Source organism: Cohaesibacter intestini, from assembly GCF_003324485.1.
GTDB lineage: Bacteria > Pseudomonadota > Alphaproteobacteria > Rhizobiales > Cohaesibacteraceae > Cohaesibacter > Cohaesibacter intestini.
Window position 1 is genome coordinate 488,424 of sequence record NZ_QODK01000003.1, and the last position, 20,770, is coordinate 509,193.

The following is a 20,770-nucleotide window of genomic DNA, read 5'->3' on the forward strand; positions in this document are numbered from 1 at the left end:
TTTGAACCCGTCCGGCCTTCAACTTGCAAAACTGGAACCTGTGGCCCCCGTGAACTTGCAGACAGCGCCGCGTGCTATGGTTGAGCATCTCTCCTTACTGATGGTTGGGGATACGGGCTTTGCTCCCAGTCGTGCCAAGCCCCTGCCGGATCGGGTGTATAAATATGGTCGCAAGCTGTCCTTTGCCGAGACGACAGAGAAGATCAAGGCAGACATCAATGGCGATATCAATTTTGCCAACATTGAAACCGTGATTTCGGACCGGGCTAATCTGGTGCCGCGTTCCAAGAAATACAATTTCGTCACCCATCCCAACGGCATCAAGCATTTGGTCAAGGCGGGGTTCAATCTTCTCTCGATGGCCAATAACCACGCCTTTGATTATGGCGCATTGGGCGTGCGGGAATCCTTGCGTCACTTGAAACCATTCGAGGGAAGGGGCTTGCTCGCCCACGCGGGGATCGGGTTGAATCGCGCTGCAGCGGGCAAAACACCAGTCTTTGAGAAAAAGGGCATCAAGGTGGCTTTTGGTGCCATCGGTATCGGCGCCAATGGTGGTGGACTGCCCCGTGCAACCGACAATCGTCCCGGACAATTGAGCCTATACCTGAAACAGGATCAGCAGTTTCTTGCAGATAGCTTCTCCCGGTCTGGCGCCGATTTGCGGCTCTTGTCGGTTCATCACGGCCCGGAAAGGGTGATCCGCCCGTCCGGTTATGAAGTCGCAATGTTGCGCAGCCTTGTTGCCCAGACCGATGCCGATGTGATGATTGGCCATCATGCTCATGTCAGCCGGGGTATCGAAATCCGCAACGGCACGCTGATGGTATACGGCCTTGGCAACTTCAACCATCAGGGAACCGCCAACATGAATGGCAAAAATGGGTGCCATAATTACTCGCTGATGGTGCGCGCCCATTTCGTCCGGGAAAGCGGTAAAAAGCCGGTTCTGGCCGCTGTGGAGGCCTTGCCTATCCAGTCAACCCACATGCAGCCAGAGCGCATCGACGGGGTGCGTGGCGCACGTCGCATTGCAATTCTCAACGGGTTGGCTGCTCAACTGGACCAGCCCAAAACGGGCTCCCAAGGGGTTCGCTTCATGGCTCAGGATGATGGGTCCGGACTGCATTGCACCAAGGCCGCGCGGAAGCATCCTTATACCGCACAGCTATGCTCAAACTATAGCGAGCAGCATCTTGCCAGCAACCAACAATATCGCCAAGCGGTCGCTACGTGTGGTGGCCGGGCACCGACGCGGATGATTGCCAAGGTGAAGCTTGCACCGACCCTGCGGCTCGCCAGTTTGGCGCCTGTGGCACCAAATGTCGCCATGGTGGAGTCTCAGCCCGAGGTCACCGGCTCTGGGCAAGAGGCCGCTAACGCGAAACCGTTCAGCAAGCAATTGGGTGCGCTCCGCTCGTCCATCGACCTGCCAACGCCGCAAGATAAACCTGCAACCGAGGCCAAGGCCCGGACGATGCATGAAACAGACACCAAGCAGCAACCTGTGATCACCAAGCTCTCGCGCCTCGAAAGCAATCCTGACCATTGGCCCGCCGGTATGCCGCTCGCATGGGCGGTGCCGGAAAATGAAACGTCCAAGGCCCGCCTGCTGCGCTGGAAGAAACATCGCTATTCCGTTGCCGAAGTTGAAAAGCTTTTGCGCAAGAAAGGCCTGATCCGATAGCAGAGGTTCGGATGACCGCTGGGGGACAGGAAGGCTTATTATTGTGACCCCATGCTGCCCGAGCGGCAATGCCGTGTCTTCAGTGTTTGGGGAGCGTCTGGATCTGATGCTGGTGATGCAACTCTTCTCGTCATTGCTTGATTGCTCGCAAAGGTGGAGTTGAGGGATGTAGTTGTATTTAAGGTTTTATTGCTAGGTACAATCGTTTATTTGAGGTCTCTAATATATCAGTTTAAAAGCTTAGAAAGCTTACATACAATGAAGGGAAAGCTCACCTAAAAGCGAGTAAATGTGTAGATTATTAACCAAAATTTATTTCTATTCATGTCTCTTGGTTACAAGACAATAATGTTTCAAGAAACGGACCAACCGACATGAAACTCTCTCAACTCTCCTTGAGCTGGAAAATCGCGCTTCCTACTTTGGTGGTTTTTCTGCTCAGCGCCGTTATTGCGACAGTTAGCCTGTCCGAACTCCATTCCAGCATGGAGAAGGAACGCCTTGCGAGCCTCAAGCATATCAGCAGTTCTGCCAAAGCGATTGCTGTGAGCTATTATGAAAAAGAGCAAAAGGGCGAACTAACCCGCGAAAAGGCACAGGCTGGGGCCAAAGCAGCCATTAGCGCCATTCGCTTTGACGGTGGAACGGGCTATGTCTTTGTTTATGACTGGGATGGTACTTGCGTTGTACTGCCCACCAACAAGTCGCTTGAAGGCAAGAATCTGATCGGTCTGAAAGATGACAACGGTGTTCAGATCGTTGCCGGCCTGATCGAACAGGCCAAGAATGGCGGCGGCTCTCTGGATTATATCTGGCCAAAGCCGGGCGAGGATGGCCTGTTTGCCAAGAGCAGTTGGGCCGAAGGCCTGCCAGCTTGGCAATGGATGATTGGCACAGGGGTTTATGTCGACGATCTGCAAACCGCTTTCTGGAAGCAGGCCAGCTTCATCTTGATCCTCAGCCTTGTTGGTCTTGGGCTGGCAGCCGCCACTTCCTTTGTCATCATTCGCTCAATCAACCGGCCAATTGCCAAACTGGTCACCAATATGGGTGAGCTGGCTGATGGCAACAGTGACATCCGTATTGAAGGCGGAGATCGCGGCGACGAAGTCGGTGACATGGCCCGCGCCATGGAAGTCTTTGTCAGCAATGAAAATGCGCGCAAGTCGATGATGATCGAGCAGCAGGCACGACAGGATGATGCCTTGCGACGCGGCGAAAGTGTGCAGCGACTCTGTCAGGATTTTGACCAGACCGTATCCAGTATGCTGTCCACCGTGACCGGTTCTGCCCAGAGCCTGCAGTCCGCATCCGAAGCCATGAACCGGACGGCTCAGACCACTTCGTCCCAGTCGGTTCAAGTGGCTGCTGCCTCCGAGGAAGCCTCAGCCAATGTGGAGGCGGTAGCCTCTGCCGCTGAAGAACTGGCCGCCTCGGTCGCCGAAGTGGCCCGTCAGGTGGAAACCTCCAACGATATTGCATTGAAGGCATCGGACGAGGCAGCATCGACCAACGAACGGGTCGGGCGTCTGGCCCAATCGGCCAAACAGATCAGTGAGGTCATCTCGCTTATTCAGGCCATCGCCGAACAAACCAACCTGCTGGCACTGAACGCCACCATTGAGGCCGCACGGGCAGGGGAAGCAGGCAAGGGCTTTGCAGTCGTGGCCTCCGAGGTGAAGGAACTCGCCAGTCAGACCTCACGGGCAACCGAAGAGATCGACAAGCAGATTTCCCAGATCCAGACGGATACCAATGATGCAGTGTCCGCCATTGCCAGCATTGCCGAAACCATCCAGTCCCTGTCGGGTATTTCCAGTCAGATCGCCACTGCCGTCGATCAGCAGCGGCTTGCGACGCAGGAAATCGCCAACAATGTCACCCAGGCTTCATTGGGGACACAGGAAGTGTCTGCCAATATTGTGCAGGTGACCGAAGCAGCCCGCAATACCGGTGAAACGGCAACCAGCGTCAATCACTCCTCTGAAGAGCTGAAGGATCAGGCAGCCCATCTGAGAGATCAGGTCAACAACTTCCTGTCCAGTGTCAAGCGCGAGTCCGCCGCCTGACATAGCCCGCAACCGGGACGACTGACCGGCAATCCAAAAAAACAAGGCCGCTCGTTAGAGCGGCCTTGTTGCGTTTTAAAACCAACAATTACCGATTGGGCCGGTCACGGCCTTCTCGTGGTTCCTTGACCCATTTCAGGAAAAGCCAAAGACCACCGGCTGCAATGGTCGCTCCGAATGCGATCCAATAGATATTCTCAAGCATCTCTCATCTCCGTGCATTGGCAGACCATGATCGGACGGGAGCCATTCAAACCCGATAGTCCTTGCTCGATCCGGTTTGATCTCTTGGTCCGGGTAGCGAGGCGTCTTGGCAATAGACAGGGTGATACGATAGCCCTGACATGCATCTGCTGCTGGTGTCATTAAGGCATGATTCCCACGCGGAAACCATGCTTTGCCTCAAATATGAGGTGGGTTTGCGTGCGAAAAATGCAAGTCAGGGCTGCATTTTTGGGATGAGACCAAGGGGACAAGACCATCATTTGAACGAAGCCTGCCTTGGGGCGGAGATAGTCGCTGCGCGATACGGTTCCAGTGCCTTCCGGCCCGCGCGCAAGTTACACACGCGCCACAAGAGCAGGATACGTGGTTGACCCCAGCCATCAGAGTTACAATGAAGGGTGGGAACAGGGCATAGAAAGCCTGATGCGGGGTCAGGCTGCCTTTTTGGATCTCTTCACCTGATAAAGGGAACTGTCGGCCTTCTTGAACAGGTCCGCGAAAGTGTGTGCAGACAGGGCAGCTGTTCCAACACCGACGCTGGCTGCAATATTGGTATGAACAAAATTCTGGGCAATATGCCGATCAAAGGCAGCGAGCAGTTGGGCAACACAGGCATTAAGAGCATTTGGATCGCTGATACTGGGCAGCAAAATGGCGAACTCATCGCCACCAAGCCGGAAGATATGCTCTGAGGGATACATTTGCTTCAGCAAGCGGGCAAAGGCGATCAGCACCCTGTCCCCTTCATCATGACCGAAGCGGTCATTCACTTCCTTGAAATTGTCCAGATCCACCAATATCAGGGCCGTATCCGATGCGATGGGCTTTTCCTGTAGATAGGTCTGCAAGCAACGCCTATTGTTCAGCTTGGTCAGGAAATCGGTGTTGGCATCGACCTGCAGCCGTGTCCGCTCCCGATGTTCGTGGGTGATGTCGAGGAACAGATAGATTTGTCCTGTGCAATTGCCAAACACATCCATCAGTTTTTCGTCATGCAGCTTGAAAATCTTGTCTTTTGCCTGCAGCAGGATCTGGCCGTCTTCTTCGTTCAACGTCCATTCCCGCTGACCGTCATTGTTTTTTGTAATTTCGAAGAGATCGATCACCGAACTGCCGATCATGTCATCGCGATTATGAGCGAAGATATCGACAAATTTCTGGTTGACGTTGGTGATGACCCGATGTTTGTCGGTCACCATGACCGCGAAGGGTAGGCCTTCGAGCAGAATGTTCAGTTCCACCATCAGATTTTGCAGATCGGTAGCGTCATGGGCAAATCCCACCGTCCCGATGACGGATCCATCGGTGTCAAAGACAGGTGACTTGTAGGTCTTGAACTTGCGCATCTCACCGCTGCATTTGACGGTTTCGTCGAACAGGCAGGTTTCCTTTTTCTCGAGCACGATTTCTTCTGACTCAAGACAGATATACTCGCCATCAGCATATTCATCCGGTTCGATGTCCCAGATATAATAGTGGCCACGCCCCTCGATCTGCGCCTTGCTTTTGCCAACAGTCCGGCAAAAGCTCTCATTGACCTTGAGATGAGCTCCGCGAGCATCCTTGAACCAGATCAGTTCTGGCAGACTGTCGATCAGCGTATCAAGATAGGTCTTGTTCAGTTGAGCCTCTTCGCGCTGCTTGATCCGTTGCAGAAGACTGGCAAAGCTTTCCTGTATCTGCTCCGCATCAAGAGGCTTGGGCCAAATGGCATCAAAGCGGTGCAAGTGAGGAGCAAAGGAATTGAAGTCGCTTCCCGAACAACAGGCCACCATCAGCGTGGACGGGTCTCGTTGCTGGTCAATCAGACGGAGGTTGGCGGGAGATTGATAACTCAGATCAAGGATGATGATGGAAAAGCGTGACAGTCCGGCATCCAGGGCAGAGGCCTGTGTCGTGAAGGCATGGGAGAAACGATCGTGCGAAGGCACTGCCTCAAGCATCGACTCCACGGCCCTGTCGGGCATTGCGATCAAAATGTTAAGGGAGCGTCTAAACACCACCGAGCTCCTTTGCCAGTTTTGGTTGGCGTCCGATTGTCAGCTGAAATGTGAAAATCAACGTCACATTTGTTGCGGTCATCATCTGAGTCGGAGGTATACAAAAGCCTAATAGAACCGGCTTTGCGACAAGCTGTAGCAGCTTAAGGATCAATTTCTCCTGTTACCAATAAACCGGTGTTAACAACTGCAACCAATGGAAAACGGCACCGCGCACTGCAATTCAATTCTTTGATTTTCAAGGGCTTGGGGGAAGGACGTAGCCATGGCGGTGGAGTTTGTCACCCGCCACCGGAAATGTGCAGGACCGGTCTGACGGGATAGCTGCATTCCGCCCGCAGGATTCGCTGCTGTCAAGTCTTTCCATTTGGCACCAAGCATAGCAAGGTTTCTTTTCAACCAAGGGGAGAAAGGAAAATACTATGATCGGAAAACGAACAATAATCCCTCTGATCGTGTCAGGTCTGCTGGGGGGGACCAGCGCAGCCGTCGCGCAGGAAGCGATGCAGCCTGAAAGCACCATAGCCATTGCCGAGAGGAAATCGGTCACTGCCGAGCGCTATATGGTCTCCGCTGCCAATCCGATCGCCAGCCGGATTGGTGCTGACATTCTGGCCAAAGGTGGCACGGCCATCGATGCCATGGTGGCGGTTCAACTCGCTCTGAATTTGGTCGAGCCGCAGAGTTCCGGTATCGGCGGTGGGGCATTTCTTGTTTACTGGGATGCCAAAGAGAAGAAACTGACGACCTTTGATGGTCGGGAAAAAGCGCCAATGGCTGCCACGCCACGCTATTGGTTCGGTGCGGATGGCAAGCCGGTGGGCTGGTTTGAGGCCGTTGTGGGCGGTCGCTCGGTTGGTGTACCGGGGACGTTGAAACTTCTCGATGTCACTCATCAGCGCTATGGCAAACTTGACTGGGCCAGCCTGATTGAGCCGACCCGCAAGCTGGCAGACGGGGGCTTTCAGGTTTCCCAGCGGCTCGCCGGTTTGATCAAGGCCTCGATGGGCAAGCGCCAGCTTGACCGGTTCGATGCAGCCAAGGCCTATTTCTTTGATAAGGATGGCGCGCCCCTCAAACAGGGACATCTGCTCAAGAATCCGGCCTTCGCAGCCACTTTGGCCGAAATCCAGTCCCAGCGATCGGACCATCTCTATCAGGGGCCGCTGGCTGAGCAGCTTGTCGCTGCGGTCAAAACCGACATCAATGCGGGTATTTTGACACTGGACGACTTGAAAGCCTATCAGGTCGTTGAGCGAGACCCGGTCTGCATAGATTATCGTGGTTTTGATGTTTGCGGCATGGGGCCACCATCTTCCGGCGCGCTGACCGTTGGTCAGATTTTGGGAATTCTGTCCAACTTCACGGCAGAAGCCGGCATTGCAGGCGAACATCTTTTCCTTGAAGCGGCCAAGCTGGCCTATGCAGATCGCGGCCTTTATATGGCAGACAGTGACTTTGTCAAAATGCCCGAGGGCTTGCTCGACAAAGACTATTTGCGGGATCGTTCAGCGCTGATCGATCCGGCGAAAAGCATGGGGAAGGCACAGGCAGGCACGCCGCCCTGGAAAGAGGCTACACGCCTGTCGCCGGACACTCAGCTCGAACGCCCCGGCACCAGCCATGTCTCGATTGTCGATTCTTATGGCAATGTGGTCTCCCTGACCACCACCATCGAAACCGGTTTTGGCTCACGCGTCATGGTGGGTGGATTCCTGCTCAACAATGAGCTGACAGATTTTTCCCGGACACCAGAAAAGGACGGCAAGCCCATCGCCAACCGGGTGGAAGGGGGCAAGCGACCGCGTTCGTCAATGGCACCGACCATTGTTCTGAAACACGGGGCGCCAGTGCTGGCCATTGGCTCGCCGGGCGGCTCGCGCATCATCAATTATGTTGCCCGCCCGATCATCGCCATTCTCGACCATGGCATGGATCCGCAGGACGCAATCAACATGCCGCATATCGTCAACCGCAATGGCAAGACCGATTTGGAGAAGGATACGTCTGCGACCACGCTCGGTACTGCTTTGGAGGCCAAGGGGCATGAGATCAACATCACCGATCTCAATTCTGGTCTGCATGCCATTCAGATCAAGGATGGCAAACTGATCGGGGCAGCAGATCCACGTCGCGAAGGCGTCGCCCTTGGTGAGTGATACGGGCCCGCTTCTCAAAATGAAAAGGGGCCTTGATGGCCCCTTTTAACCGTTTGATCGATGGTTGGGACTATTCGAACTGCAAAGGATCGGGACCGGTACGCATCCCTGCTTCCAGTGCCTTGAACGCCTGCATCTCTGCATCTGTCAGTTCGAAGTCGAACAGATCGACATTTTGCGCCTGACGCTGAGCATTGGACGAGCGCGGAATGACAACACGGCCCGATTGCAGGTGCCAACGCAGAATGACCTGTGCGGGGCTTTTGCCCACGCGTTCGGCAATTGTCCGGATCGGATCCTCATCAAAGGAAGCGCCATTTCCCAACGGGGTCCAGGCCTGCGAAATGATGGAGCGCGCCTCATTGGCAGCGCAAAGCGCGGCTTGTTGAAGCTTCGGATTGACCTCGATCTGATTGACCACTGGCACGACATCGGTCTCGGCAATCAGTCGGTCCAGATGGTCAGCATTGAAGTTGGACACGCCGATCGAGCGGATCAGTCCTTCTTCGCGCAGACCGATCAACGCTTTCCAGGTCTCGACATACAAATCCTGCTTTGGTGCAGGCCAATGGATCAACACCAGGTCGAGCTGGTCTACGCCGATCGCCTTGAGGCTGCGTTCGACCGACATTCGGGTCTTGTCCTTGCCCTGATCACTGTTCCACACCTTGGTGGTGATAAAAACACTGTCTCGGGACAGTCCCGATTGGCGAACACCTGCGCCCAGACCTGCCTCATTGCCATAGATATAGGCACCGTCTATCAGCCGGTAGCCGACCTTCAGAGCACTCGCCACGACATCAGCCGTGTCCTCCTTGGGGACATTCCAAACACCGAAACCGAGCTGCGGGATAGGGTGGCCATCATTCATTGTGAGAGAGGGGATGGGTGACATCTTGATCTCCATTCGGGCTAGGTGCACGGTCTCTAAGCTCAACCGGAAGCATCTGCCCTGAAGGGCCATTCGTCAAACCTATTCGACAAAGAAATCCGGAAATTCCTCCCGCACATTCTTCAGCAGCTCGAAGATTTCCGACAGATGCTGGTCCATCTGCCGCGAAGCCTCCGACTTGTCACGATTCTTCAGCGCTTCGAGTATGCGAACATGGGCCTGAAAGGCATTGTCGAGATTGAGCGGCAAGGACCGATAGCGCACCCGATCCATGTGCGCCTTGTGTTCCTTGATCAGGTCCCACGCAAATCCAACACCGGAGCGGTTGTAAATTTCTTTGTGAAAGTCTTCATCAAGAGTGTGAAAAAGGTCGGAATCATGATCTTGCACAGCCTTGCGCTGCGTTTCGATATGATCGGAGAAGTAGTCCAAGTCCTCTTCACTCAACTTCTCGCAGGCCACCTTGATGGCTTTTGATTCGAGCGCGCAGCGAATGAAACGCGCTTGCAGAACGGCATTTTCCGATATGAAGGAAATCCGCGATGCAACCTGAGGACGAACATCCAGAAATCCCATTCGAGACAGTCTGAAAAAGACCTGTCGAACCGGTTGTCTTGAGATTCCAAAGGCTTTCGCGACATCCGCCTCGGACATCTTGGTGCCCGGCTTGAGGTCAAGCGACAGGATCTGGCGCTGCAATTCATCAAACACCCGGTCCGCAATCGCGGTACGGTTGAGAGAGATTGGCGCGGCTTGCAGGGGATCGTTCGGCATTTCACACTCCATTTGAAGCCATACTAGTGTCAGCGGACTTTACAAACAAGTATAACTGGGATATTAGGATCCTAGCAATAGAATACTAGGATCCCAGATTTTGGTAGCATGGCCTGTCTGAAGCTGCTATCTTCTATGAGGACAACCCGGAGGAAGCGATGCGCAAGCTCAACAATGATCGTTTGTTTCCATTGGACAAAGAGACCAGATCGATGGCTCGGGCGCTCTATAGCAGCGTCAAGTCCCTGCCGATCATCAGTCCGCATGGTCACACGGACCCGCGTTGGTTTGCCGAAAACGAAGCTTTCCCCAACCCTGCTCAACTGTTCATAACGCCTGATCACTATGTCTTCCGCATGCTTGGCTCGCAGGGGGTCTCGATGGAAGATCTGGGCGTGCCGCGTATAGATGGTGGCTGGACCGAAACGGACGGACGCAAGATTTGGCGCCTCTTTGCCAAGCACGCTTATTTACTGCGGGCAACGCCATCGAAACTATGGTTGAGCCACGCCTTCGAAAATGTCTTTGGCTGGACCAACTGGATCAACGAAGACAATGCAGATGCGGCCTATGATCATATCGCCGCCTGTCTGGAAAAACCGGAATTCCGTCCACGCGCCCTGTTCGAGCGTTTCAATATCGAAGTGCTGTCGACAACAGAGTCTCCACTTGATGACCTCAAATGGCACCGTGCCATGCGTGACAGTGGCTGGCAGGGCAGGGTGGTGACTGCCTATCGACCCGATCCGGTGGTTGATCCCCACTTCAAGGGCTTCGTTGAGAATGTCGAAACCTTCGGGCAGTTGACCGGCGAAGACACCACCACATGGCAGGGCTATCTCAAGGCCCATCGGGTCCGCCGTGCCTATTTCAAGGAGTTCGGTGCAACATCGTCCGATCATGGACATTTGACGGCACGCACCGAAGACCTCACCACGGCAGAAGCCGAAGCTCTGTTCCAGAAAGCACTCAAAGGGGAATGTTCAGCGGAGGAGGCTGACATTTTCCGGGGCGCCATGCTGACCGAGATGGCCCGTATGAGCCTTGATGATGGGCTGGTATTGCAGATTCATCCTGGCAGCTATCGCAATCACAGCAATCCGGTTTTTGAAAAATTCGGGCTCGACAAGGGGTTCGATATTCCCACCCGCACCGACTATGTTCGGGCACTGAAGCCTTTGCTTGATGCGGTCGGGATGGAAAAGGCCCTTACCATCATTCTTTTCACCCTTGATGAGAGCGTTTATGCGCGTGAGCTGGCGCCGCTTGCCGGTGTGTATCCAGCCTTGCGGCTGGGGCCTGCTTGGTGGTTCCATGACAGCGCCGAAGGGATGCGGCGCTATCGCGAAATGACGACAGAAACCGCCGGCTTCTACAATACGGTCGGTTTCAATGATGACACACGGGCTTTCTGCTCCATTCCTGCGCGCCATGACGTTGCGCGCCGGGTGGATAGTGCATTCCTCGCCACATTGGTCGCTACGGGACGGCTAGATGAGGATGAGGCTTTCGAGGTCGCACACGACCTTGCTTATCGGCTTGCAAAGCAAGCTTACCGGCTCTGACGGGCCACTTTCTTGGAGGAACCAATATTATGCTCAAGTCTCTGTCTGCCGCACTCGTCGCCAGCGTCGCCATGGTTGCCACAGCATCCGCATGCGAAATCACGCTGAAGTCTTCCGACACCCATCCTGATGGCTACCCAACGGTTGAAGCCGTGAAATATATGGGTGAGTTGCTCAAGGAACGCACCGACGGCCGTATCTGCGTCGAAGTCTTCCATTCCGCTCAGTTGGGTGAAGAAAAAGACACCATCGAACAGACCAAATTCGGTGTGATTGATCTGAACCGCGTCTCCTTTGGCCCATTCAACAACATCGTTGAAGAATCCAAGGTTGTCTCTTTGCCATATATCTTCAAGGGCGTGGATCACATGCACCGCGTTGTTGACGGCGAAATCGGTGATCAGATCCTCGCAGCCTTTGAGCCACACGGCTATGTTGGTTTGACCTTCTATGATGGTGGCGCACGCAGTTTCTACAACAGCGTCAAGCCAATCAAATCCATGGATGACCTCAAAGGCATGAAAATCCGCGTCATGCAGTCAGACATCTTCGTTGACATGATGACCGCTCTTGGCGCCAACGCCACCCCAATGCCATATGGTGAGGTATATTCCTCCATCCAGACCGGCGTTATTGATGGTGCTGAAAATAACTGGCCATCCTACGAGTCTTCCGGTCACTTTGATGTTGCTGGCTACTACACCCTTGATCAGCACCTGATCGTGCCGGAAATTCTCGTTATGTCGAAAATCTCCTGGGACAAACTGTCCGCTGAAGATCAGGCTGTCGTTCGTCAGGCTGCCAAGGATTCCACTCCGAAAATGCGTGAATTGTGGGCCGCTCGCGAAAAAGCATCCGAAGAAAAAGTTATGGCTGCTGGCGTAAAAGTCGTTACCGACATTGACAAGGCACCATTTATGTCTGCCATGGATTCGGTTTACGAAAAACACGTTACCTCCGATAACCTGAAAGATCTGGTCAAGCGCATTCGTGCAACCGACTGATCCTTTCATCAAGTGCAATGTCCGCGATTCTGCATCGCGGGCATTGCCGCCATCATTGATGTGAAGCGGCCGCTTGCTGATTTGGCGAGACCCCGAAAAGCCACTTCTTTGTCGGTGCCGGTGTCCCCGCATCCGGTGCTGTTTCCCATGGGTTCGGAGTGAAACGTGCAAGATTTCATGAAATCCGTCGCGAAGGTGATGAGGCCACTCTCTCAACTCTCGCTTTGGCTGGCCGGTGCCGGGTTGATCCTGATGACTGTTTTTGTCGCCGCTCAGGTGTTTGTCCGCTACGTCCTCAATGACTCCATCGTTTGGAGCGAGCCTGCAGCCGTCATTCTGATGGGCTGGTTCATTTTCCTTGGCGCCGCTGTCGGCATCCGCGAAGGCAATCACCTCAGCTTTGACGTGCTGGTGATGTTCATTCCCGAGAAAGCCAAGCTCATTTTCTACAGTCTGTCCGATCTGGTTGTCGTGGCCTTCGGGTTCGGCATGGCCTGGTATGGGGCACAATTGATGATTGCGGGTTGGCACATCAAGATCCCGTCTCTGGGCTTCAGCGATTCTGTCAATTTCATGCCACTGGTCGGTGGCGGAATATTGATGGTGATTTTCTCCATTGAGCGTCTGGCCCGTAGAGCCGCCGGATTGCCGACCGCCCGTTTCGGCGAAACCAGTATCGAGGATTGATGCAATGGAAGTCTGGGTTCTTTTTGGCACATTCTGTGTGCTGCTTCTCATCGGTACCCCTGTTGCCTTCTGCCTCGGGGTCGCCTCATTTGCCACCATCCTCTATCTCGGCATTCCGCCGGTGGTGGTGTTCCAACGGCTCAATTCCGGCGTGTCCGTGTTCGCGCTGATGGCCATTCCCTTCTTCATCTTTGCCGGTGAAATCATGGTTCGGGGTGATATTGCCCGAAGGCTGGTCGGACTGGCTGGCGGTATGGTTGGCCACTTAAAGGGTGGTCTTGGTCAGGTCAACATCATGGCATCCGTCATGTTTGGTGGCATTTCCGGTTCTGCTGCGGCCGACGCCACCGCCATCGGCGGCATCATGATCCCGCAGATGAAAGAGCGCGGCTATGATGTCAATTACGGTGTCAATGTTACCGTGCTTGCGGCGCTTATCGCCCTGATGCTGCCCCCATCCCACAACCTGATCATCTATTCCATTTCTGCAGGCGGCAAGATCTCCATCGCCGACCTTTTCACCGCTGGCATTTTGCCCGGTCTGTTGCTGGCTCTGGCCCTGATGGTCACCGCCTACTGGGTTGCCAGAAAGCGCAATTATCCCACCGAGCCTTTTGCTGGTTGGAAGGCCCTTGGCTGGATGTTCATCAATGCCTTCCCTGGCATCATGTTGATCGTCATCATCTTTGGCGGTGTCCGGTCCGGTATCTTCACCGCCTCTGAAAGCTCCTGCATTGCAGCGGTTTATGCGGTTCTCGTCACCACGCTGGCCTATCGCACCATGAAGTGGAATGAGTTCGTCGCGGCCACCAATGCAGCGGTGCGGACCACGGCGATGGTGTTGCTGGTGATCGGCTGTGCCGCCGCCTTCGGCTGGCTGTTGGCCTTCCTGCGCATTCCGGCTCAGCTGGTTGAAACCCTGCGCACCCTGTCGGACAATCCGCTGGTCATCCTGCTGCTGATCAACCTGCTGCTTCTGATGCTCGGCACCTTTATGGATATGTCGCCGCTGATCGTCATCACCACGCCGATCTTCCTGCCAGTGGCCACGGCCTTCGGCGTTGATCCGGTGCATTTCGGTGTGATCCTCATTCTCAATCTTGGCATCGGCCTGTGCACACCGCCTGTTGGCACCGTGCTGTTTGTCGGATGTGCCGTCGGCAAGATTCCGGTCTGGGAAGTCATCAGAACCATTTGGCCCTTCTACTTCGCGGCCTTCGCGGTTCTGATGATGGTCACCTATATTCCGGCTCTGTCGCTCTGGTTGCCAAGCATGTTCCACTAAACTCGTCCGCGGCCTTGGTGCCGCGGATCTTGGACCCGAAATCCCAGCCACCGGGCGGTCAACCATTCGCCCGGTTCGGCACTCTTACGCAAAATGAACCCGGAGTATTCCATGCATATCCAGTCCTTTCCCGAGGTTGATGCAGACAAGCCCGTCAGTCGTCAGGTGCTGGCAGACAGCCCGGAATTGATGGTGGTGGTCTTCCGCTTCAAGGAAGTCGGAGCCGAAGGGGCGCTGCATTCCCATCCCCATGTCCAATCGACCTTTGTCGAGGCGGGTCGTTTCCGTTTCACAATCGACGGGGACGTTCTTGAAGTCGGTCCGGGAGATAGTTTCGTCATTCCCTCCCTCGCGGAACATGGCTGCGTTTGTCTTGAGCCGGGCACGCTCATCGACAGTTTCACGCCGCGACGGGCCGACTTCCTTTAATTCTTCAACGCTGAGGAGCATATGATGCTGACTGTAAGAACCGTCCACGCAGTGGACCCAGAAGCCGCCAAGGCTTATGACACCGAGAAGCTCAGAGATCGTTTCCTGGCCGAAGGCATGTTCAAGGAAGGCGAGATCCGCCTGACTTATACGCACTATGACCGGATGCTTGTCGGCGCGGCCGTGCCCAATGGCGGCGATCTGCTGCTTGATGAAGTCAAGGAATGTGGCACCAAGTCGGTCCTTGATCGCCGCGAAATGGCTGTGGTCAATATCGGGGATGCGGGCAGCGTGGCTTGCGGCGGCGAAACATATGCTATGGATCACGGCGATGTGCTCTATCTCTCCAAAGGCCTCGGCGCAATCACATTCTCCGGCATGGGCCGCTTTTACATTGCCTCCGCACCAGCGCATAAGGTCTTCCCGGCGCGCCTGATCAAGCTCGAAGAAGCTGCAAGCGTCAATATGGGTGCCGCAGAGACTGCGAACGAGCGCACCATTTACCAGTTTGTCCATCCAACCGTTATGGAAAGCTGTCAGTTGGTTCTGGGCTACACCAAATTCCACGGTGGCTCGGTCTGGAACACCATGCCAGCCCATCGGCACGATCGCCGCATGGAAGCCTATTGCTATTTCGACATGGACGAGAAGACCCGTGTCTTCCATTTCATGGGCGAGCCAGACCAGACCCGCCACCTTGTGGTGAAGAATGAAGAAGCCATCTTCTCCCCGCCATGGTCGATCCATTGCGGCGCGGGCACCGGCAGCTACACCTTCATTTGGGCGATGGCTGGCGACAATGTCGACTATACAGACATGGATTTCATTGCCATGGAAGACCTGCGCTAAAGCGTCAGGCTAAAGGGGCCGGAGGCGCACTGCGCCTTTGGCCTGCGGCTTTAACAACCCCAAGAGATGAAGCCAATCGGGAGGACCATCATGTTAGAAGGCTGGCGCTGGTACGGACCCTATGATCGTATTTCTCTGCCTGAGATTGCCCAAACCGGGGCGCGGGAAATCATCACTGCCCTGCATGAGGTGCCCTATGGCGAGGTATGGCCACAGGCGCGGATCGCTGAAATTCGCAGCACCATAGAACAGGCTGGCTTCAACTGGCCGGTGGTTGAAAGCCTGCCAATCCATGAGCGGATCAAACGTGGTGAGGGTGATCTGACCACGCTTTTTGCCAACTATCGCCAGTCTATGGCCAATCTGGCAGCCGAAGGCGTCAAGGTCATTTGCTACAATTTCATGCCGTTGCTCGACTGGACCCGCACCGACCTTAAAGCCCCCGTGGCCCGTGGAGGCTCTTGCCTGCGCTTCTCCGCCGAGAAGATGGCTGCTCTCGAAATTCACATGTTAAAGCGCGAAGGTGCTGAAGCTGACTATTGCCAAGAGGCGCAGGACAAAGCCAAGGTCTGGTTCCAAGCCGCCAGTGAAGCCGACAGGGAAGAGCTGATGCAGTCGGTCATGGCCGGTTTGCCCGGCGCCTATGATCGCTATGACATTGAAGGCTTGCGTGCTGGACTGGCGCTCTATGATGGCATTTCTCGAGACGATCTGCGGACCAATTACAAGCGGTTTTTGGATGAAGTCATCCCGGCAGCAGAAGAGTTGGGCTTGTCCTTTGCGGTCCATCCCGATGATCCGCCGCGCGATATTTTGGGCCTGCCGCGGATTGTTTCGACCGCAGCCGACATCGAATGGGTGCTCGCGGCCCATGACAGCCCGGCCAATGGTCTGACGCTGTGCTCTGGCTCGCTTGGTGCCCATCCGGACAATGATGTGCCAGCCATCGCCAAAGCTTTTGCCGACAAGATCCATTTCGTCCATTTGCGCAATGTCCGCAAATTTGCCGACGGGTCTTTTGAAGAAGCCGCCCATCTGGAAGGCGACACCAATATGGCCGCGCTCGTGACCGTGCTGTTGGCCGAGCAGGAGCGGCGACAGGCTGAGGGGCGTGCTGATGCCGACATCGTGTTCCGCCCTGACCATGGCCATGAATTGCTCGATGATGCTGCAAAGCAGACCCATCCCGGTTATCCGCTGGTGGGTCGCCTGCGCGGTCTGGCAGAACTGCGCGGACTGATGGCTGGCATCCATTTCAGCAGGACCAACTGATGACCAAAGCAACCCCGATCATCCTCAATCCGTCTGACACCATCGCCATCCTGCCAAGCGGGGCGCGTGCGGGTGACGATCCGTTGCAGCTCGGCGCGCCATTGGCCGTCAATATCATGCCCGGTCACAAGATCGCCCGCGTGGCTCATAAGTCAGGGGACGCGATCTTGAAATTTGGCGAGAAAATCGGCGTGGCAACTGAAGACATCACCCCCGGTGCCCATGTCCATTCGCACAATTGCGCCTTTTCCGACCATGACCAATCTTACCAGATCGGGTGCGATCTGGATACTGCGCGGGCGGCAGTCCCCAAAGTCAGCCCGCGCAGTTTTATGGGTTACAAGCGCCGCAACGGGCAGGTGGGGACACGCAACTTCATTGCCCTTTGCGCCACGGTCAATTGCTCAGCCACCGTCATCCGTCAGGCCGCCGCTGAACTCAATGCGTCGGGTATTTTGGAGCAATATGCCCATGTCGATGGGGTGGTGGGCCTGACCCACAGTACCGGCTGCGGAATGAGCGGCATGCGAGACTTTGGCCTCCTCGAGCGCGTGCTCTGGGGCTATGCCACCCATCCCAATGTCGGCGCGACCATTTTTGTCGGCTTGGGCTGCGAAATGATGCAGGTCGCCCGGATGAAAGAGATCTTTCAGGCCGAAGGACAGAAGACCAATCTTGATCATTTTCACAGTCTGGCCATTCAGGAAGTCGGCGGCACCCGCAAGACCATCGAGGCCATCAAGGCCAAGGTGCTGGACCTGCTGCCCGAGGTGAACAAGGCACGGCGCGAACCATGCCCGGCTTCGGCCCTCAAAATCGCTTTGCAATGCGGCGGCTCAGATGGCTTTTCCGGCATCACCGCCAATCCGGCTCTGGGCAAGACCGCCGATCTGCTGGCCGGTCTTGGGGCGACGGCCATTCTGTCCGAGACGCCGGAGATTTACGGCGCTGAACAGCTGTTGCTGCGCCGGGCCGCCAGCCAAGAAGTGGCCGACAAGCTGATCGCCCAGATCAAATGGTGGGAGCATTATGTCGAGATCAACAATGGCAGCCTAGACAACAATCCAAGCCCCGGTAACAAGGCCGGTGGCCTGACCACTATTTTGGAAAAATCCCTTGGTGCAACTGCCAAGTCCGGCTCAACACCCCTGACTGCGGTCTATGATTATGGCGAGCAGGTCACCGAACCGGGCTTTGTCTATATGGACACGCCCGGCTATGACCCGGTCTGCGCCACAGGCCAGATTGCGGGCGGGGCCCATATGGTGGTCTTCACCACCGGGCGTGGCTCGGCCTTTGGCTCCAAACCGGCGCCAACCATCAAAGTCGCCACCAATGACCGTCTGTTCGAAGCCATGCCCGACGATATGGACATCAATTGCGGTGACATCCTAAGCGCGGGCATCTCGCTCGACGCCAAGGGTGCGGAGATCCTCGATCTGATCCTCGCGGTGGCCTCGGGCGAGCCAACCAAATCCGAATTGCTGGGGCTGGGGGACCATGAATTCATCCCTTGGCAGGTCGGCGCGGTGATGTGATCCGCCCCCTCTCTCTCGACCCAACTTCTGAACGAACTGTAAGAGGCCCAATGCCATGCAACGCATCAATCAAAGCCAGCTAGAAGGCAGACCCCGCCCGAGCGAACGGGTGATCCAGTTTGGCGAAGGCAACTTTCTGCGTGCCTTCATGGACTGGAAAATTGACCGGATGAACGAAGCCACGGGCAGCGACTTTGGCATTGTTGTGGTGCGCCCCATCGATGGCGGCATCCCACACAGCCTCAATGACAGCGATGGAGTCTATACGGTTCTGTCTCGCGGGGTCGGAAGCGATGGCAAAGCGGTCAGCGAAAGTCGCGCCATTGCCGCAGTTCGGCGCGAAATGTCAGCGGTCGCCGACTGGAACGACGTGCTGGCCTTGGCCCACAATCCTGATATCTCTGTGGTCATTTCCAACACCACCGAAGCAGGCATCACCTACAGCCCCGATTGCCAGCGCGACGATGCACCGCCAGCGACCTTTCCGGCCAAGGTGACGCGCCTGCTAATGGAACGCTTCGAGAGCCTAGGCGGCAGCGAAGCGCCGGGCTTTCAGTTTCTGCCATGCGAGTTGATCGACCACAATGCCGATGAATTGAAACGCTGCGTGCTGGCCTATGCCGATCAATGGCAGCTTGGGGCGGATTTTATCGACTGGGTCCATAATGCCAACGCCTTTTACAACACGTTGGTCGACCGCATCGTGCCGGGCTTCCCCCGCGATGAAATCAACGAAATCGAACAAAGCCTCGGTTATCATGATCCACTGTTGGTGACGGCGGAATTATTCCATTTTCTCGTCATCGAACAGCGCGAAGGCCAGCCGGACCTCAAAATCCCGATAGCAGAAGCCGACGAAGGCACCATCATTGTGCCCAATGCCGATGGCTATAAAGAGCGCAAGGTGGCGATCCTCAACGGGGCTCATACCGGCCTGTGTCCGCTCGCGTTGCTTGGCAACAGCCTCGCCGTGCGTGAAACCATGCAAAGTGCCCCGGCCAAGGCCTTTTTGCGCGCTATGTTGGAGCGGGAAATCCTGCCCTATCTCTCGCTGCCGCGCGAAGAACTGGAAGCCTTTAGCGCCGAAGTTTTGCGGCGCTTTGAAAATCCCTTCATCCTGCATCGCTGGCACGATATTTCGCTCAATGGCATTGCCAAATTCCATACCCGCAATCTGCCCCGCTTTAAGGCCTGCTGGCAGGCGACAGGCGCGCCATCACGCCTGATGAGCCTGTCGCTCGCCGCGTGGCTGGTTTTCTATCAGGGCGACTTTGCTGGCAGCGAAACCCTGCCACCACGCGATGATCTAGAGGTCATCGATCACTTTGATGTCTTCAAGCAAATTGGCGAACAGGATGGTCGCAAGGCGATGATCCGCGCTTATCTGACAGAGGAAAGCTTCTGGGGCGAAAGCCTCGCATCCGACGATCTCGTCGCCATGGTCACCGAGGCCCATGCCTTCTTGACCAATCATCCCTTTACGCTCGACCGTCTGGACGCTTGGTCGACCTCCAACCCTTCCGCCTAAACAGGAGCCAAATGCATGCAGAACTTTATGGATCTATCCGGTAAAATTGCCATTGTAACTGGTTGTGACACGGGTCTTGGCCAAGGCATGGCCGTTGGTCTGGCAAAAGCCGGCTGTGACATTGCCGGAGTGAACATCGTTGAACCATCTGAAACAAAGGACATGATCGAGGGCTTGGGGCGCAAGTTCCTTGATATCCGCGCCAACCTGATGAAGACGGATGACATTCCATCCATCGTTGAGAAGACGGTGTCGGAATATGGTCGTATCGACATTCTGGTCAACAATGCCGGGATCATTCGCCGTGAGGATGCGATCAATTTCTCCGAGGCAGACTGGGATGATGTGATGAACATCAACATCAAGTCGGTCTTCTTCCTCAGTCAGGCTGTCGCAAAGCAATTTGTTGCGCAGAATGAAGGTGGCAAAATCGTCAACATTGCCTCCATGCTGTCTTTCCAGGGCGGAATCCGGGTGCCTTCATACACCGCATCCAAAAGCGCCGTTATGGGCGTCACCCGTCTGTTGGCCAACGAATGGGCAAAGCATGGCATCAATGTCAATGCCATCGCACCGGGCTATATGGCGACCAACAACACTGCGGCCTTGCGGGCAGACGAAGCGCGCAACGCGGAAATCCTTGGTCGCATCCCCGCAGGTCGCTGGGGCTTGCCGAGTGATCTTGAAGGCCCAGTTGTCTTTCTAAGCTCCGATGCGTCCAGCTATATCAATGGCTACACCATCGCGGTGGATGGCGGCTGGTTGGCACGCTAATCCCCATTGTTTGATAAGGGGAAACGGCCATTG

At 55.5% G+C, this 20,770-nt stretch carries 16 protein-coding genes; 13 read left to right on the forward strand and 3 right to left on the reverse strand.

Going from position 1 to position 20,770, the window contains the following annotated elements; all coding sequences use genetic code 11:
- Positions 1-49: 49 nt before the first annotated feature.
- Positions 50-1,687 carry a CapA family protein gene (locus DSD30_RS12905; RefSeq protein ID WP_157967695.1) on the forward strand — a complete coding sequence of 546 codons (1,638 nt, stop codon included), beginning with the start codon at positions 50-52 and terminating at the stop codon, positions 1,685-1,687.
- Positions 1,688-2,061: 374 nt separating this feature from the next.
- On the forward strand, positions 2,062-3,756 hold the full coding sequence (locus DSD30_RS12910; RefSeq protein WP_114010083.1) for a methyl-accepting chemotaxis protein: 1,695 nt from the start codon (positions 2,062-2,064) through the stop codon (positions 3,754-3,756).
- Positions 3,757-4,412: 656 nt separating this feature from the next.
- Here the strand turns inward: DSD30_RS12910 and DSD30_RS12915 are convergent.
- Positions 4,413-5,981: a diguanylate cyclase domain-containing protein gene (locus DSD30_RS12915; RefSeq protein WP_114010443.1), complete on the reverse strand. Its 1,569-nt coding sequence runs from the start codon at positions 5,979-5,981 to the stop codon at positions 4,413-4,415.
- Between the two features lie 422 nt (positions 5,982-6,403).
- Here DSD30_RS12915 and ggt point away from each other — a divergent pair, with 422 nt between their 5' ends.
- Positions 6,404-8,140 (forward strand): gamma-glutamyltransferase, encoded by a 1,737-nt coding sequence (gene ggt, locus DSD30_RS12920; RefSeq protein ID WP_114010084.1) that lies wholly within the window; start codon positions 6,404-6,406, stop codon positions 8,138-8,140.
- Between the two features lie 70 nt (positions 8,141-8,210).
- Here ggt and DSD30_RS12925 read toward each other — a convergent pair whose 3' ends face one another.
- Entirely contained in the window at positions 8,211-9,035 is an 825-nt protein-coding gene (locus DSD30_RS12925; protein ID WP_114010444.1) for an aldo/keto reductase, read from the reverse strand.
- 78 nt (positions 9,036-9,113) lie between these two features.
- Positions 9,114-9,806: a GntR family transcriptional regulator gene (locus tag DSD30_RS12930; protein ID WP_114010085.1), complete on the reverse strand. Its 693-nt coding sequence runs from the start codon at positions 9,804-9,806 to the stop codon at positions 9,114-9,116.
- A 158-nt stretch (positions 9,807-9,964) separates the two neighbouring features.
- Between DSD30_RS12930 and uxaC the strand changes: the two genes are divergently transcribed.
- The 10 genes from uxaC to kduD all read left to right on the forward strand — a co-directional run bounded on the left by uxaC (position 9,965) and on the right by kduD (position 20,737).
- A complete protein-coding gene (uxaC, locus tag DSD30_RS12935) occupies positions 9,965-11,371 on the forward strand; it encodes a glucuronate isomerase (protein ID WP_114010086.1) in 1,407 nt (468 codons plus the stop codon).
- 29 nt (positions 11,372-11,400) lie between these two features.
- Positions 11,401-12,375, forward strand: a complete 975-nt coding sequence (locus DSD30_RS12940) for a TRAP transporter substrate-binding protein (protein WP_114010087.1) — start codon at positions 11,401-11,403, stop codon at positions 12,373-12,375.
- A 177-nt stretch (positions 12,376-12,552) separates the two neighbouring features.
- Positions 12,553-13,062: a TRAP transporter small permease gene (locus DSD30_RS12945; RefSeq protein WP_198662946.1), complete on the forward strand. Its 510-nt coding sequence runs from the start codon at positions 12,553-12,555 to the stop codon at positions 13,060-13,062.
- A gap of 4 nt (positions 13,063-13,066) precedes the next feature.
- Entirely contained in the window at positions 13,067-14,347 is a 1,281-nt protein-coding gene (locus tag DSD30_RS12950; RefSeq protein WP_114010088.1) for a TRAP transporter large permease, read from the forward strand.
- Between the two features lie 111 nt (positions 14,348-14,458).
- Positions 14,459-14,776, forward strand: a complete 318-nt coding sequence (locus tag DSD30_RS12955) for a cupin domain-containing protein (RefSeq protein WP_114010089.1) — start codon at positions 14,459-14,461, stop codon at positions 14,774-14,776.
- A gap of 24 nt (positions 14,777-14,800) precedes the next feature.
- On the forward strand, positions 14,801-15,625 hold the full coding sequence (kduI, locus tag DSD30_RS12960) for a 5-dehydro-4-deoxy-D-glucuronate isomerase (protein ID WP_114010446.1): 825 nt from the start codon (positions 14,801-14,803) through the stop codon (positions 15,623-15,625).
- A 90-nt stretch (positions 15,626-15,715) separates the two neighbouring features.
- Complete coding sequence (gene uxuA / locus DSD30_RS12965) at positions 15,716-16,897, forward strand: mannonate dehydratase (protein ID WP_114010090.1); 1,182 nt, start codon at positions 15,716-15,718, stop codon at positions 16,895-16,897.
- Positions 16,897-18,435 (forward strand): UxaA family hydrolase, encoded by a 1,539-nt coding sequence (locus DSD30_RS12970; protein WP_114010091.1) that lies wholly within the window; start codon positions 16,897-16,899, stop codon positions 18,433-18,435. Before uxuA ends, DSD30_RS12970 begins: the two co-directional genes overlap by 1 nt.
- A gap of 55 nt (positions 18,436-18,490) precedes the next feature.
- A complete protein-coding gene (locus DSD30_RS12975) occupies positions 18,491-19,963 on the forward strand; it encodes a tagaturonate reductase (RefSeq protein WP_114010092.1) in 1,473 nt (490 codons plus the stop codon).
- 15 nt (positions 19,964-19,978) lie between these two features.
- Positions 19,979-20,737 carry a 2-dehydro-3-deoxy-D-gluconate 5-dehydrogenase KduD gene (gene kduD, locus DSD30_RS12980; protein ID WP_198662947.1) on the forward strand — a complete coding sequence of 253 codons (759 nt, stop codon included), beginning with the start codon at positions 19,979-19,981 and terminating at the stop codon, positions 20,735-20,737.
- Positions 20,738-20,770: the final 33 nt, after the last annotated feature.